This window comes from Deltaproteobacteria bacterium, assembly GCA_029210625.1.
Taxonomy (GTDB): domain Bacteria; phylum Myxococcota; class Myxococcia; order SLRQ01; family SLRQ01; genus JARGFU01.
The window spans coordinates 194,342-208,952 of the sequence record JARGFU010000009.1; the positions used below are offsets into that span (position 1 = coordinate 194,342).

9 protein-coding genes are annotated in these 14,611 nt (G+C 69.2%); all 9 read right to left on the reverse strand.

Translation table 11 applies throughout. The features are described 5' to 3' along the window. Positions 1–2: 2 nt before the first annotated feature. Complete coding sequence (locus tag P1V51_10760) at positions 3–3,566, reverse strand: tetratricopeptide repeat protein (GenBank protein ID MDF1563516.1); 3,564 nt, start codon at positions 3,564–3,566, stop codon at positions 3–5. Between the two features lie 17 nt (positions 3,567–3,583). After that, positions 3,584–5,137 carry a hypothetical protein gene (locus P1V51_10765; protein ID MDF1563517.1) on the reverse strand — a complete coding sequence of 518 codons (1,554 nt, stop codon included), beginning with the start codon at positions 5,135–5,137 and terminating at the stop codon, positions 3,584–3,586. A gap of 16 nt (positions 5,138–5,153) precedes the next feature. Then, positions 5,154–6,008 carry an outer membrane beta-barrel domain-containing protein gene (locus tag P1V51_10770; protein ID MDF1563518.1) on the reverse strand — a complete coding sequence of 285 codons (855 nt, stop codon included), beginning with the start codon at positions 6,006–6,008 and terminating at the stop codon, positions 5,154–5,156. Between the two features lie 32 nt (positions 6,009–6,040). Continuing rightward, entirely contained in the window at positions 6,041–6,793 is a 753-nt protein-coding gene (locus tag P1V51_10775; GenBank protein ID MDF1563519.1) for an outer membrane beta-barrel domain-containing protein, read from the reverse strand. A 121-nt stretch (positions 6,794–6,914) separates the two neighbouring features. Beyond that, positions 6,915–8,264, reverse strand: coding sequence for a hypothetical protein (locus P1V51_10780; protein MDF1563520.1), 1,350 nt, complete (start codon positions 8,262–8,264; stop codon positions 6,915–6,917). Positions 8,265–8,485: 221 nt separating this feature from the next. Beyond that, positions 8,486–10,237 carry a hypothetical protein gene (locus P1V51_10785; protein ID MDF1563521.1) on the reverse strand — a complete coding sequence of 584 codons (1,752 nt, stop codon included), beginning with the start codon at positions 10,235–10,237 and terminating at the stop codon, positions 8,486–8,488. Positions 10,238–10,240: 3 nt separating this feature from the next. Continuing rightward, the gene (rplC, locus tag P1V51_10790) at positions 10,241–10,906 is read right to left on the reverse strand and encodes a 50S ribosomal protein L3 (GenBank protein MDF1563522.1); all 666 of its coding nucleotides are present in this window, start codon (positions 10,904–10,906) and stop codon (positions 10,241–10,243) included. 189 nt (positions 10,907–11,095) lie between these two features. After that, positions 11,096–11,908, reverse strand: a complete 813-nt coding sequence (locus tag P1V51_10795) for a hypothetical protein (protein MDF1563523.1) — start codon at positions 11,906–11,908, stop codon at positions 11,096–11,098. A gap of 45 nt (positions 11,909–11,953) precedes the next feature. Beyond that, a complete protein-coding gene (gene glnD, locus P1V51_10800; protein ID MDF1563524.1) occupies positions 11,954–14,605 on the reverse strand; it encodes a [protein-PII] uridylyltransferase in 2,652 nt (883 codons plus the stop codon). Positions 14,606–14,611: the final 6 nt, after the last annotated feature.

The following is a 14,611-nucleotide window of genomic DNA, read 5'->3' on the forward strand; positions in this document are numbered from 1 at the left end:
GTCTAGCCCTCCGCCTCGGTGCCCGCAGGGGCAGTAGTGGCCTCGCCCTCGACGCCGGGCATCGCCGGCGCCGGTGGCGGCTCCGGGGCCCGCTCGATCGGCGTCTCCTTGAGCTCGGCGATGGGACCGCCGGTCAGGAAGAACTCGGAGCCGAAGTACTTCACCTCGGGCACCTCGCCGAAGGCGTTGGGCCGGAAGGCGAGCATCACCTCCTGCGCCTGCAGGGTGCACTTGTTGTAGACCGAGAGCTCGTGGCCCTTGGACAGCGCCTTCTCGAGCGCCTCGATGGCCTTGTCCTCGAGCGGGAAGGCCTTCTCCTCCAGGAAGGAGATGTACAGGCCCTCCTGATCCGCATCGAGTCCCGGCGGGATGGGGGCGTCGAGGAGGTTCCGGGCCAGGTCCTTGTAGGCCAGGCCGATGCGGGTCAGGGCGCAGATGCCCCAGTCGCCCGAGCCCCGGGCCAGCACCGCGGTGTAGTCCTTCTCGAGCTGGGCCAGGGTCAGGGTCTTCTTGTCGAGGCGGGCCTTCAGCTCCTTCTGCTTCACCGTGTCGAACTTGATCGCCAGGTAGGCATCGAAGGCCGGGTCGAGGTTCAGGAAGTCGGACTGCGCGATGGCGTCACGCACCACCGGATGCTCCTGGTCTTCCTTGGCGAGCTTCGGGTACGCCTTCGCGATCTCGCTGAAGAGGCGCATCTTGTTCTTGTCGTCGCCCAGCTCGTCGTAGGCCTGGGCGGCCCGGTACTTGGCGCGGATCACCTGCCAGGGCTTCACCCGCTTGGCGTACTTCTTCGCGTAGTCCTCGAAGAAGTTGGCGGCCCGCTTGTGGTCCTTCTGGGCCTCGTAGATCAGGCCGACGTTGTAGAAGATGTCCGGGACGTCGTCGCGCTTCTCGTAGGTCTTCACGTACTCGAGGTAGGCGGCGATGGCCTTGGGGTAGTCCCCCAGGCCCTCGTACCAGAGCGCGGCGTTGAAGAGGCTGTCGGGCAGCTTCGTCTCGATCTCTTCCTTGATCGCCGTGACCAGCTCGGCCTCCTCCGGCCGCCGGTCCTCGGAGATCTTCTTGTAGGTCTTGCTCGTCTTGTCCCTGTAGTCGTCGAAGTAGCGCTTGTAGTAGGCCGCGGCCTGCTCGTAGTCCGCGATGCGGTCGTAGAACGAGCCGAGGTACTGGATCACGCGAGGCAGCAGCTCGGAGTCGTCGTAGGTCTTCTCGAGCTGGCGGCCGACGTCGATGGCCTTGTCGAGCTCCTTGGCGCGGTCGAAGATGACCATCGCGTTGAAGAGCGCCACGTCGGCGTACTGGGACTTGGGGAACTCGTCCACGAAGGCCCGGAACATCGGGGCGGCCTCGGTGTAGCGCTTGTCCTCGTTCACGCCCATGACGAGCTTGAACTGTGAGCCCTCGATGAGGGTGTCGAGGCGCTGGCCGAAGTCGTTGTCCTCCTTGGAGGCCTTCTTCGTGCCGGACTTGTTCAGGCGCTTGTTCGACCGGAACTTGCGGGCGAGGTCGTTGAGCTGCGCCCACTCCTCCTTGGTGTTCAGGGAGTCGAGGACGAGGTCCGCGGCGACCCGGGCGTTCTTGTCCTCGGGCCACTTCAGGATGATGTGCTCGAAGCGCTTCGCGGCCTCCACGTAGTGCAGGTGCACGTAGTAGAGGAAGGCGGCCTTGTAGCGGACGACGATCTCGTCGGTCTCGAGCTCCTTGATCTTCTTCTTGGAGAGCTTCTTGGCGTTCTTCTCACGCCAGGTGTCGATGACCTTGACGTAGGCGTCGGAGGCCTCGATCTGCTTCTGCTCCCACTTCGGGATCTCCTCGGGCTTGTCGTCCTTGCCGGCGCGCTTCTTGATCTCCATCCGCTGCGCCTTGCCCTTGTCCTCGTCCTCCTTGATCTTCTGCTCGCCCTCGAGGACCTTCACCTTGCAGTCGCCACGGTCGATGCAGGCCAGCTCCTCGTAGCAGAGCAGCGCGACGTAGGCGGCCTCGAGGGTGTACTCCCCATCGGGCTGGATCTCGACGAGCTGCAGGTACTGGGTCGCGGCGTTCTCGAACTCGCGCAGGGTGAAGAGGATCTCGGCGTAGCGGTAGCGCAGGTTGTAGCCGTGCTCGCTGTCGGCGAACTTCTCCAGGTACCGCTTGTAGATCTCGGAGGCGAGCCGGTAGGTCTTCGCGTACTTCGTCTTCCGGGCCTCCTGGTGGTACTCGGTCACCAGCTCGCGCTGGGTGCCCTCGGCCAGGTTGTAGGCGCGCCGGATGGCCGACTCGTCGGCCTTGTTCGCCTCGGCCCAGGGGGTGCTCGGGCCGTAGAGATCGACCAGGCGCTGCATCTCGGCCAGGACCTGCTCGCGCTCCTGCAGGTTCGCGTAGGCGCGCACGACGTTGGCCTGATAGCTCGGGGCGTTCTCGTTGTAGGGCTCGGCCGAGAGGAGGTGCCGGTAGGTGAGGATGGCCTCCTCGTTCTTGCCCGCGCCGTAGAAGGTGTCGGCGAGGCGGGCGATCCACTTGATCGACTTCTTGCCCGCGTGGGACTCGTAGTACTGGATCGCGGGCTCCACGGCATCGAGCTGAGAGTAGGTCAGCACCATGTCGCGGAAGGCCTCTTCCTTCATCTGGATCTTGCCGGCGAGCTCCGGGTTCTTGCGCTCCTGCAGCTCGGCGTCCTCGACGACGAGCTTGAACTTCTTGAGGGCCGCCTGGTGCTCGCCCAGGTTGTAGTCGCACCACGCCAGCTTGTAGGTGGCGAAGACCTTGATGCGCTCGTCACCGGCGTCGTAGGCCTTCTGGTAGCTCTTCTGGGCCTTGAAGACGTCGTTGCTGGTGAAGAAGTGCTCGCCCATCTGGAGGTAGGCGTCGGGCACGAAGCGGGACCGGGGGTAGCGCTTGATGAGGTCCCAGTAGAGGGCCACGCCCTCGTCCTTCTTGTCGGTCTCGTACATGTTGAACGCGAGGTTGAAGAGCACCTCGTCGTTCCGCGGGTAGGTCTCGAAGTCCTTCAGGATGCGGCGGTAGAGCTTGATCGCCTCGGTCCGGTAGAGCTCGGACTCCCGGTGGCTCGCCACCGGCTCGGGCTTCTCCTCACCCCGGTTGGTGGCCTCCAGCCACTTCTCGTACTCCTTGTCCCAGGCCTCCATCTCCACGAAGTAGACGTACTTGCTCTTCTCCCACCACAGCTCGGCGAGCTGGAAGAAGAGGTCGGCCTTCTGGGAGGGGTTGGAGATCTTCGGGATGATCTTCTTGAGCTGCTCGATGGCCTCGGTGCGCTTCTGATCCGCGAGGTCCTCGCGGGTCATGTCCTCGGGGCGCTTGCGGCGCATGTCGGCCAGGGAGGCCGGGCCGACCCGCTCCTCGGGGCCTTCCTTCTTGGCCTCGGGCGCGGCGGGCTTCGACTCCGGAGCCTTCTCGGCCGCGGGGGCCTCGGCGGGGGCCTTCTTGGCCGCCGGCTTCTTGCGCTTGCGCTGCTGGGCCACCGCCTCGCCCGGCGCGAGGCCGAGGGTGGAGGAGGTGAAGCTTCCGAGGAGGACGAGGGCCGAGAGGACGGCCAACCGGCGCACGAGCTTGCTCTGCATCATCTGTCGACTCCGATCGATCACTTCAGGCCCCCGGCGCCACCCTCCTGGGTACAGGCGCTCTTGAGGGTGTACTTGTAGTAGCCGAGCTCATCGACCCACCACTCGCCCTGGAAGCCCCAGTACTCCCACTCGTCACCGGGCAGCTCGGGCTTGAGGAGCTTCTGCCCCGCGAGGCGGGCCTGGAGATCGACGCCCAGCTCGAGCATCTCCTTCTCCTTCTTCGAGGTCTCGAAGCGCAGGATCTGGGCCTGGCCGTCGAAGTTGCCGACGTCGGCGACGAGCTTGGCGAGCCGGGAGCGGATGAAGCGCCCGGTCACGAGCACGTTCTGCTGGCGCTGCTTGCCGAGCTGGGTCTGTAGCTCCTTCTGGAAGGAGGAGCCCCGCCACAGGCGCGTGGTCTCCACCTTCTCGAGCTCCCCGTCGAGGATCCGCAGGTAGCGGATGAGGGACTTGATCCGCTGGTTGTCCAGCATGAGGTTGCGCACCGGCACCGGCAGCTTCTCGCCCTGGGCGTCCGGGGTGGCCACCAGGGAGAGGAAGTAGGGCAGCTCGGTGTCGTCCGGGTGCGCGTCCACGATCTTCTGCACCTCGTCCGACATGGGCTTGTAGCGCGTGTCGAAGGTCTGGAGCTCCTTCTTCACCTCGTCGTAGAGGCAGGCGAAGTAGTAGACGGTCGACTTGAGGATCAGGCTCTCGGGCTGGAAGGAGCCGGAGAACTGGGGGGCGTGCAGGGTGTGCAGGGTGCCCATGGCCGAGCCCACGTCCTCGGCGAGGAAGGAGGACCAGCCGTTCTCGAAGAGCGCCACGTCCCAGTAGGTGGAGTAGCGCGGGATCTTCTCGTACCAGGCCTTCGAGTCGCGGTAGTTGCCCAGGGTGTAGTGGGTCCGGGCGAGGCCGAGGAGCGCGAGCTGCTTGGTGTTCTCGAGGTCCCAGTAGGCCAGCTCGGCGGTGTCCTTCAGGGTGAGGATCTCCTCGTAGTCCCTGATGGCCCGCAGGCCGCCCTCGCGGCCCTGGAAGGTCTTGATGATCCCCTGCAGGTAGAGCGCCTTGGCGTAGTAGGAGGACTCCCGCGGCACGCTGCGCAGGAAGCTCTCGGCCTCCGTGACGTTCTCGCGGCGGAAGGCACCCAGGCCGGTGAAGTAGTTGATCTTGAAGAGGGTCGCCGCCGGCAGGTTGGCGAAGGACTGGTTGTACTCCCGCTGGATCGCGATGGGCAGGAAGAGGTCGTCGCGGATCTCCTCCGCGACCTCCACCAGCGCCGCCACCGACTTCAGGTAGTAGGGGTGCACCGGGCCCTGGGCCATGATGGCCTGGTAGTAGAAGGCCGCCGCCCGCTTCATCTCCATCTTGGAGAGGCTCTGGGCGAGGTAGTACTCGGCCTTCAGCCGGTTCTCGACGACCGGATCGTAGTAGGCCACGTCGTAGAACCCGAAGGCGGCCTCCGGGTACTTCTCGGCGTTGTAGGCCTTCACGGCGTTGTTCAGGCCGGTGGCCTGGGCCAGGCTGGTGGCCGGCAGCAGGAGCGCCAGACCCAGCAGGAGGCTTCGAAGAGAGCTCGAGATCTTCCGCATCGTTCGTTCCACTGACCTAGAAGAAGTAGGAGACGCCCACGTAGCCGCTGACCTGGTTGACGGTCTCGGAGGAGCCGTCCGCACGGCCCTCTGCCAGCTTCGCGTCGGTGGAGATGGTGTTCGGATCGAAGGCGCCGGTGCGGCAACCCTCGGAGAGGTTGGTGGGGGCGCTCGCCAGCTGCGAGAGCTCGTCCGGCGTGCAGCCGTTGAGCTTGGTGATCCGCGCCGAGTAGACGAGGTCGCGGATCTCGAGGCGCAGGGCCCAGTGGTCCGCCAGCATGACCCGGAAGCCGCCGCCGACCACGCCCGCCGGCCAGAGGCCCGCGCTCGCGGCGACCTTGTACTCGCGGCCGCCATCGGTGGGGGTGCGCAGGAGGAGCTGAACGGCGGTGTCCGCGACGCCCAGCCCGCCCGTCAGGAAGAGCGAGAAGGTGAGCATCGCGTTCTTGTAGTAGGCGATCTTCCCGTAGATGGGAGACATCTCCATCGCCAGCACCGTGTACCAGCGGGTCAGGATCGACGGCGCGCTCGGCGGCTGGAGGAGGGCCTTGTCCCGGAGCTCGGCCTGCAGGTCGGTCTCGCGAGCCAGGTAGCTGTTGAAGTTGCCCAGCAGCTGGAGCCCGAAGGTGTCCATGAAGTGGTAGGCGGCGGCGGCGCCGAAGCCCACGTGCTGGGTCCACCGGCTGTTGATCTGGATCGTCGCCGGATAGGCGGTGAGCTCGAGCCGGCCGCCGAGGAGGTCCACCTTCCGCTGGATCACGTGGATGTGCTCGTTCGGGGAGATCGTGTAGCTCCGCCCCTTCTCCTCGGCCTGGCCGAGGCGGGGGGCGAGAAGGATCGCGAGCCCGAGGAGGAGTGCAGTGCGTCGCATCAGCTTTCCGTCACGCATGGTCGTGCTGCTCTCTAGAAGTAGAAGGAGGTGCCGAGGAAGAAGGTCAGCACGGTGGTCATGCCGGAGATCGGCACCGGCGTGGCCGCGTCGAGGTCGAGGGTGTACTTGTCCTGGAAGAGGAAGCCCTTGAGCTCGCCCCGGATGGCCAGGTAGTCGGCCAGGTAGAAGCGCAGGCCGAGCCCGAAGGTGCCGGCCGGCTGCGAGGTGTTGGAGACGACGCAGTCGTCCTGATCCGCGCGCCCGTCACCGTCGGTGTCGGCGACGCTGCTGCACTGGGCCAGGGAGTGGCGGCTGACGCCCACGAAGCCGCCGCCGGCCGAGATGTAGGCGCCCACGTGCACGGGCATCACCGCGCTGATCGAGAGCTTGCCGTAGACCGGGGACCACCGGACCGAGCCGAGGGCCAGCCACTGGAGGGCGCCCATGTCGGCGAACTCGTCGTCCAGGTTGTTGTCGTGGATCGACATCCGGATGTGGCCGGTGAGGGAGGTCTTCTCCACGCCGATCACGTAGCCGCCGGTGAGCTGGAAGGCCCAGGCGTCGGTGAACTGGTAGGCCGGCTCCAGCACGATGGCGTACTGGTCGAGCAGCTTGTTGTTCACCGACATGCCGGCGAGGAGCGAGAGGTCGAAGCGGCCTCCCTGGTCGTAGAGGCGCTCCTGCACCACCTCGTCGGTGGGGCCCACCGCCAGGGCGGGGCTCGCCAGACCACAGAGGGCCAGGAGGGCCACCCCGGTGGAAATCCGTAGGAAGCGTGCGTTCATCTGCCTGCTGTCTCCCATCGTCGGTCCGATAATCGTGCGGGGAAGGTCGGCCTCGCGCCGCCCTCCCCCGCGTTCTCGTAGCTCGGGCTCTTCTCGAAGGTCCGTGGGGTTTCGCCGCCCCCTAGGGGGTGCAGCTCCGGCCTCCCCCCACGTCGACCTGGTAGTTCACGGTGATCTTGGCCTTGGGCAGCGGAATCCAGTTGCCCGAGAAGCGAATGGCGTTGGTGAAGTTCGTGCTCTCGCACAGGATCCACTCCCAGCCGCCGTCGGCCGCCGGGTTGGTCGAGGCCTCGGGCACCTCGCGCCGGGTGGAGGGATCGAGAGGATCGTCCTGCACGTAGACCTTCAGCGGCGCGACGTCGGGCCGGATCGGCCGGCGCGAGAGGCCGAAGTCCGTGCGCTGGCCGGAGACCGCGAAGCCGAGGGCCTCGAGCGCCGTCGAGTAGTCGGACTCGCAGATCGAGGTGGTGATGCCGCCGGTGCGGTTGGCCACGTCGACGTAGCGGGGGGCGTAGTAGGCGGTGCCCGAGCCGTCGGTGGCGCGGCAGCCCAGCCAGTTCTCACCGCCGATGGTCACCGGCGTGTTCTCGGTGCCGACGATGCCCGCGACGGCGACGAGGCCCTCGTTGCCGTAGCCCTTCAGGCCCTCGAAGAAGCGCACGTAGTAGTCGGTGTCGCCGTAGCCGCTGGCGGTGTTGCCGCAGCTGCAGAAGGGGAAGAAGTTGCACGCGGTCTTGTCGGTGCCCGAGGGCTGGGGGGTCAGCGGGCTGCAGGAGGCGTCCCCCTCGTCGCTGACGAAGATCACGTAGAGGGCCGCGTCGTCGCGCAGGAACCCCGCGTTCAGGGTGGACTTCATGGGATCGACCAGCGCCAGGTGCGCGGCCAGGAGCCCCTTCTCCAGCGCGCCGCCGTTGCTGCCCACGTTCACGGTCTGCTGGAAGGCCGAGACCTCGTTGGGCACGTTGCAGGTGCTGCCACCGTTGTTGTTGCACTCGATGTAGCGGAGCGAGGAGTTGGTCGCGAGCGGCCGCAGCGCCCCACCCTCCGAAGAGGCGTCGGTGGTGATGATCCCGAGGTGGTAGTCGACCGGCGGATCGGCCGAGGCCAGGTCGTTGATGAAGGAGCCGAAGTTCGTGGAGAGCTTGGACTGCTCCTCGACCATCGAGCAGGAGTTGTCGACGACCCAGAGGATGTCGACCTTGCGGACGGTCTTCTGGAAGAAGACGTCCACCTGGATGGGTGCGTTGTTGGCGAAATCCGCAGGGTTCACCGTCGGTTGCTGGTCGTCGATGCCTGGCAGGCCCGTGTCCACCGCCGGGGTGCCGTCGACCACGTCGAACTGCGGCCGGTAGCGGACCACGGTGTCGTCCCCGCAGCCTCCGGCGATCAGCAGCCCCGCCGTGAGGACAGGAACACTAAAGAGGGCAACGAGGGTGAGAGCAGCGCTTCTGATGGTGGTACGGCTTCGCATCGAACCTCCCGCGAGACGGGACTGACTATCACGGTGAGCCGATGTGCGGCAACTCACACAATGGCGGATTGTGTGGGTAAGTGTGCGACAACAGGCCCTTTCCCGAGAGCCGCACCCTTACCAAAGGGGCGCCGGCCCCCGTGGGGCCTGCCGGCACCCTCCCCCGCCTCGCCACGGGGCGCCCGGGCGATCGGGCGCCCGGGCGGCGCGCGGCCGGCGGGTCAGGGCGCGAGCTGGGGCGGGAAGCAGAGCGCGACCTCGCGGCCGTCCACGGTGGTGGCCTCGGGATCGCAGATCCAGTCCTCGGGGCAGGTCCCGTCGGTCTCGCAGGGCACGGAGCAGAAGTTCCCCGCCGCGGTCGACTTGATGCAGTACTTCGACGCGCAGGCGGCGGGCCCGAAGTCGCAGTTGGCGCCCATGGTGCCGCCGCCGGAGGGGAAGCAGATCTGGGCGTCGGCGCCGGTCTCCTGATCGACGGCGGGCGCGCAGGCGAAGTTCTCGGGGCAGTCGGCGTCGCCGGTGCAGGTCTGGGTGCAGAGGCGCGCGGTGCCGATGTCGAGGCAGACGCCCGAGCGGCAGGGGGGCTGGCCGGGAGTGCAGTCGGCCCCGAAGGTGCCGCCCACCGGGGCGCAGACCCCGCCGTCGGCGGTCGAGGGGGGCGTCGTGCAGTCGAACTCGGTCCCCGAGGCGGCGACGTTGCAGCAGGTGTAGCCCGAGGTGGCGTCGCCGCAGTCGGCGGCCGAGGTGCAGCGGGCGGTGCAGAGATCGACCGTGCCGAAGTCCAGGCAGATGCCGGTGATGCAGTCCCCCGCCCCGTTCGCCGTGCACTCGTCGCCGAGGCGGCCGGTGCCGGCGAGGCAGGAGCCCCGGGTGGGCACGCACTGCTTGTGGACCACGCCGAAGGCCTCGACGTCGATGCAGGAGAAGCCCAGGGGGCAGGCATCGGTGGTGCAGTCGCTGCCGCAGAAGGTCTCGGTGGAGCCCACGTTCACGATGCAGAGGCGGTCCCCGGTGCCCCCCATCCGGCAGTCGTCGTCGTCGGCGCAGGGGGCGCAGAGGCGACCGTCGTCGGCCTCGATGCAGGAGAAGATCTCGGTGTCGCACATCCGCCCGAAGCCGCACTGGGCCTCGGCCTTGGCGAGATCGCCGGGCGCCGCGTCGCAGTAGCCCTCGCAGGTCGAGGCGTTGGGCACGCACTGGAAGGGGCCGCTGCCCATCCCGGAGAGGTCGACGCAGCCGAAGCCCGCCGGGCAGGAGGCCGCCGTGGCCGGATCGCAGACCTGGCCGCAGAAGTGCTCGCCGGTCACGAGGTTCTCGACGCAGAGGTCGAGGAAGCCGCCGCACTCGGCGTCGCCGCGGCACTGGGCGCAGACCGGCTTGCCGCCGCTGCAGGTCTGCCGCTCGGGGACGCACTGCTCGCCGAGCTCGGGCAGGGTCGAGCAGACGTAGCCCGCCGGGCAGGCGCCGCCGGCCCCGCAGGGCTCGGTGCAGAAGGCCTCACCGCTGGAGGCCTCGAAGCAGCCGCCGCCGGCGGGGCACTGGAGCGAGCTCTGGCAGGGCGCGCAGAGGGTGCGCTGCACCGGCACGTAGCAGACCCCGAGGCCGGGCCCGGGGGTGGTGTCGCAGCGGTGCCCCGAGGGGCACTCGGCGTCGCTGTCGCAGTTGTCCACCAGGGCCCGCGGCACGCAGTGGTTGCCCGCGGGGTTGTCGGTGGGCTGGCAGAGGTAGGCCTCCGGGCAGTCCTGCTCCACCGGATCGCAGACCTGGGTGCAGATCGCCGTCGCGCTGTCGAAGGACAGGCAGAGGCTCGAGGCGCAGTCGGTCGCCGGGCGATCGGCGCACGACTGCCCCAGGAAGAGCTTGGGATCGCTCTTGGGACCGCAGGCAGTCAGGAGCACCCCCATCGCCCCTCCCAGGATGGCGAGGGAGAGGGTGGAAAAGACGGTGCGACCCGACCCGCTGCGATCTGGCATCCGCTAGCTCTCCGTCTTGGCGGCCGCGGGCTGACCCTTGATGGCCGGCCGGATGGTGACGAGGGCGTTCCTGCCGCCGGGCACGGTGCCCTTGATCAGGATGATGCCCTTGTTGGTGTCGACCTCCACCACCTTCAGGTTCTGGGTGGTGATCTTCTTGGCGCCCATGTGCCCGGGCAGCCGGGTGTTCTTGAAGGTGCGGCCCGGCGACTTCCGGTTACCGATCGAGCCGGGGTTCCGGCGCTTCTCGTGGGTGCCGTGGGTGGCGCGCATGCCGGCCATGTGGTGGCGCTTCATGACGCCCTGGAAGCCCTTGCCCTTCGAGGTGGCGGTCACGTCGACCAGCATGCCGGCCTCGAAGATGCCCAGATCGATGGTGGCGCCGAGCTCGAGACCCTCGAGCACCGAGGCGTCGACCCGGAACTCGCGCAGGACCCGCTTGGGGGCCACGCCGGCCTTCTCGAACTTCACCTTCATGGGGCGGGTGAGGTGCTTGTCCTTGACGTCCTCGAAGCCGAGCTGCACGGCGGTGTAGCCGTCGTGCTCGAGGGTGCGGATCGCCGTCACCATGTTGGGGGAGGCCTCGAGCACCGTCACCGGCACCCGCTCGCCCGTCGCATCGAAGATCTGCGTCATGCCGACCTTGCGGCCCAGGATTCCTGCCTTCATCTGTCTTCTCCTCGCGACCGTCACCGCGCCTCCCCTCTTCGGGAGGAAGCGGCCGTCATCGCAACGGCCCCCGGATGTCTCTCCGGGTGGCCTTGTTGATGGATGCGCTCGTGGACCCGCGCTTCTAGCGGAGCCGGACCCGGGCGGTCAAGTCGAGCGCAAGGGGAAATGGGGGCCTCCCCCCAGGGCTCAGCGCAGCTGGGCGGCCAGGGGATCGAGGATGGCGTAAACCTGCTCGTACTGCGGATCCTGGAGCCGGGCGGCGTAGACCTCCTCCCCCAGGGCGGCCAGGGCGTCCTCGTACTGCTCCTCGGCGTCCCGGACCAGGCCCTCGAGCTCCTCGGCCTTCTTGTCCAGCTCCCCGAGGATCTCCTTGAGGACCTTGTCCCGGTTCTGCTCGTTCTCCTGGATCTCCTCGAGGCGGATCTTGGCTCGCATGCCCTCGCCGGCGGCCCCCTCGCCGTCGAGGTAGGCCTCGATCTCCTCCTCGATGTCGGCCAGGGAGGACTCCTGACGCATGTGGTCGAGGCGGACCCGCTTGAGCTGCTCCCGCTCGGCCTCGGCCTGCTCGAAGTGGCCCTCGTCCTCCAGGCGCTGCACCTTGGCCTCCTGGGCCTCGAGCTGCTTCACGAAGTACTTGAAGTTCGCCCGCTTGGCCACGAGCTGCTTGCGCAGGGAGGAGACCTTCCGGTCGAGGTTCAGGATGCCGGCGCGGCTCACCCTCACCATCGCCTCGAGGTCGGGTTTCTCCCTCGCCTCGGCCTCGGCCTGCTCCATGATCCGGCGCTCCTCAGCCTCCATCTGCCCGTCGATCGACTGCAGCTCGGTGCGCCGGGCCTGGACGACCCGCTGGATCTGCGCGACCGCGGCGGCGTGCCGCAGCCTCACCCCACGGGGGGGGCGTCGGCTCACCAGCTCACCGAGCTGGATCAGCGCGTCGAAGTAGTCGTCCTCGACGCCTCCTCCGCCCCCTCCTCCGAACAACTTTCCCAGGAATCCCATTCGCCGAAGACTAGCAGAAGGGGGTGCCGCCGAATCAAGAGGGCGCTAGCCGCGCACGGCGGCGGCGAGCTCCTTGCGCAGGGCCTCGATGGTCTCCGGGGCGGTGATCTTCCGGCCTCCGGCGGCGACGACGTAGAAGGCGTCGGTGGCGCGGTGGGCCTCGGTGGCCACCCGCGCCAGCGCCACCGAGATCCCCTCCCGGTGGAGCGCGGCGGTGATCGCGTGGAGCAGCCCCAGGCGATCGGGACCGAAGACGTCGATGACGGTGTGGGCCGAGCTCACCTCGTTGTCCACCCGGATCCGGACCGGCACGCTGGGCACCGGCCGCTGCTCGAGGCGGGAGCGCGAGAGGCGCCGCCGGGCCTCCTCGCTGCCCCAGCCGGGCTCGGTGACGGCCCGGCACAGCTCCTGGGGCAGCAAGGGATCCGCGCTCACCGCCGGCCCCACCCCGCCGGGCAGGCCGGGCTCGGGCGCCGGCGCGTGGGCCTCGAGCTCGAAGACGTCGATCACCCTTCCGTCGTCGAGAGAGAAGACCTGGGCCGAGAGGATCGAGCGCCGGTGCGCGGCCAGAAGCCCGGAGAGATCGGCGAGGAGGCCCTCGCGGTCCCGCCCGGCGATCGTCAGGGTCTCCACCCTCCCCCCGGTGTCGGCGTCGAGCTCCAGGGCCGCCGCCTCGCCCTCGTCGAGGCGCGCCAGGAGCTCCCGGTGCCGCAGGGCCGCCGCGGGCTCCACCGCGAGGAGGTAGCGCTCGGGCAAGCTCGCCAGGAAGGCCTCGACCGCCTCCCCGGGGCCCAGGGCGGCCCGCAGCCGGGCCCGGGCCTCGTCGATGAGCTCCGGGCCACCCTCCTCGGCGCCGAGGCGCTCGGCCGTGCGCTCGTGGAGCTGCCAGAGGAGAGAGGCCTTCCACTCGGTCCAGGCGGCCTCGCCGGTGGTGCTGGCGTCCACGTGGGTCAGGAGCGTGAGCATCCGCAGCCGGGAGAGGTTCCGGACCTCGGCGGCGAAGCCGTCGATGAGATCCGGATCGGCCAGGTCCCGCCGCTGGGAGAGGTGGCTCATCAGGAGGTGGGCCCGGACCAGCCACTCGAGGTCGGCCGCCTCCCGCTCGGCCAGCCCCAGGCGGGCGGCGACCGCGGGCATCATCGCCGCGCCCTTCTCCGAGTGCCCTCCCCCCAGGCCCTTGCCCACGTCGTGCAGGAGCACGGCCAGGAAGAGGACGAAGGGCCGGTCGACGGCGCGGGAGAGGGGTCCGAAGCGCGCGTCCTCCCGGGCGCCGCTGCGCAGGCGCAGGTAGCGGGTCGCGGCGAAGATCGAGTGAACGTCCACGGTGTAGGCGTGGTAGAGGTCGTGCTGCCAGAGGCCGGCCACCCGCCCCAGCTCGGGCAGGAGCTGGGCGAGCAGCCCCGTCTCGTGGAGCAGCTCGAGGAAGGTGCCGGCGCCCTCGGCTGCCTCGACCCGCTCTCGCAGGAGGGCCACCCGCGCCGGCTGCTGCCACTCGCGCTCCGGGATGTTGCGCGCGGCGGTACGCAGGCGGTCCCGGGCCCGGCTCGCCAGGCTGAGCGCCTCGCGATCCGCCACGGCGATGGCCCGGAGGCAGAGGTCCGGGTCGTGCTCCACGTCCGCCTCGCGATCGAACTCGAGCCGCTCGCCGACCCGCAGGAGGCCCGGCCCCAGCGGCTCCCGGGGCGGGCGGGCGGCCTCGGGCACCAGGGCGTCGGTGCTCCGCTCGATGATCCCGCGGGCGATGCGGTCGACCTCCCGGGCGGCGAGGTAGGTGTCCCGCATGAAGTGCTCGACCGCGAGCTGGTGGGTCTCGTCCTGGTACCCCAGCTCCAGGGCGAGCGCCTCCTGGGCGTCGAAGGTCAGCAGATCCATCCGGCGGCCGGCCCGGTAGTGGAGGCCGCAGCGCACCCGCCAGAGGAAGTCCCGGGCGGAGGCCAGGCTGTCGCGGTCGACCGCCTCGATGAGATCGTGGCGCGCGAGATCCGAGAGGCCGGCGACGTGGTGGCAGACCCGGGCGATCCACATCGCGGTCTGCAGATCGCGCTGGCCGCCCCGGCCCAGCTTGAGGTCGGGCTCGAGGCGATAGACGGTCCGCCCGAAGCGCTCCCGCCGGGCGCGCCAGTCGGCCAGCCGCTCCTTCACGTAGGTCTCCACCCGCTGGCTGTGGACCTCGCCGAGCATCGCCGCCTCGAAGACCGCGTAGGCCTCGGCGTCACCGGCCAGGTGCCGGCACTCGAGCAGCGCCGTGCGCGCGGTCGCGTCGCCGTCGGCCACGCTCACGCACTCGGCCAGGGTGCGCACCGAGTGCCCCAGCTCCAGCCCGCCGTCCCAGAGCAGGTAGAGCAGCCGCTCGACCGCGGGCCCCAGCGCCTCGGCCTCGGCCTCGGGCAGGAGGACCAGGAAGTCCACGTCCGAGTGGGGCGCCAGCTCGGCGCGACCGTAGCCGCCCACCGCCACCAGCACCTTGCCCGGCCCCTCGAGCCCGGCGCGCACCCACGCGGCGGCCAGCAGCCGGTCGATCAGCGCCGTCCGCAGGCGCAGGAGGGTTCGCCCGCTGGCGCCCGCGGCGTAGGCCTCGCGGATGCTGGCCTGACCGCGGCGGAGATAGTCTGCCGCCGCCCGGGCCGCCTCCTCCCCGGAGAGGTCGGGGTGGCCGAGGGCCTCCCGCAGGGTCTCGAAGTCCGCGCCGTGATCCACGGCCCA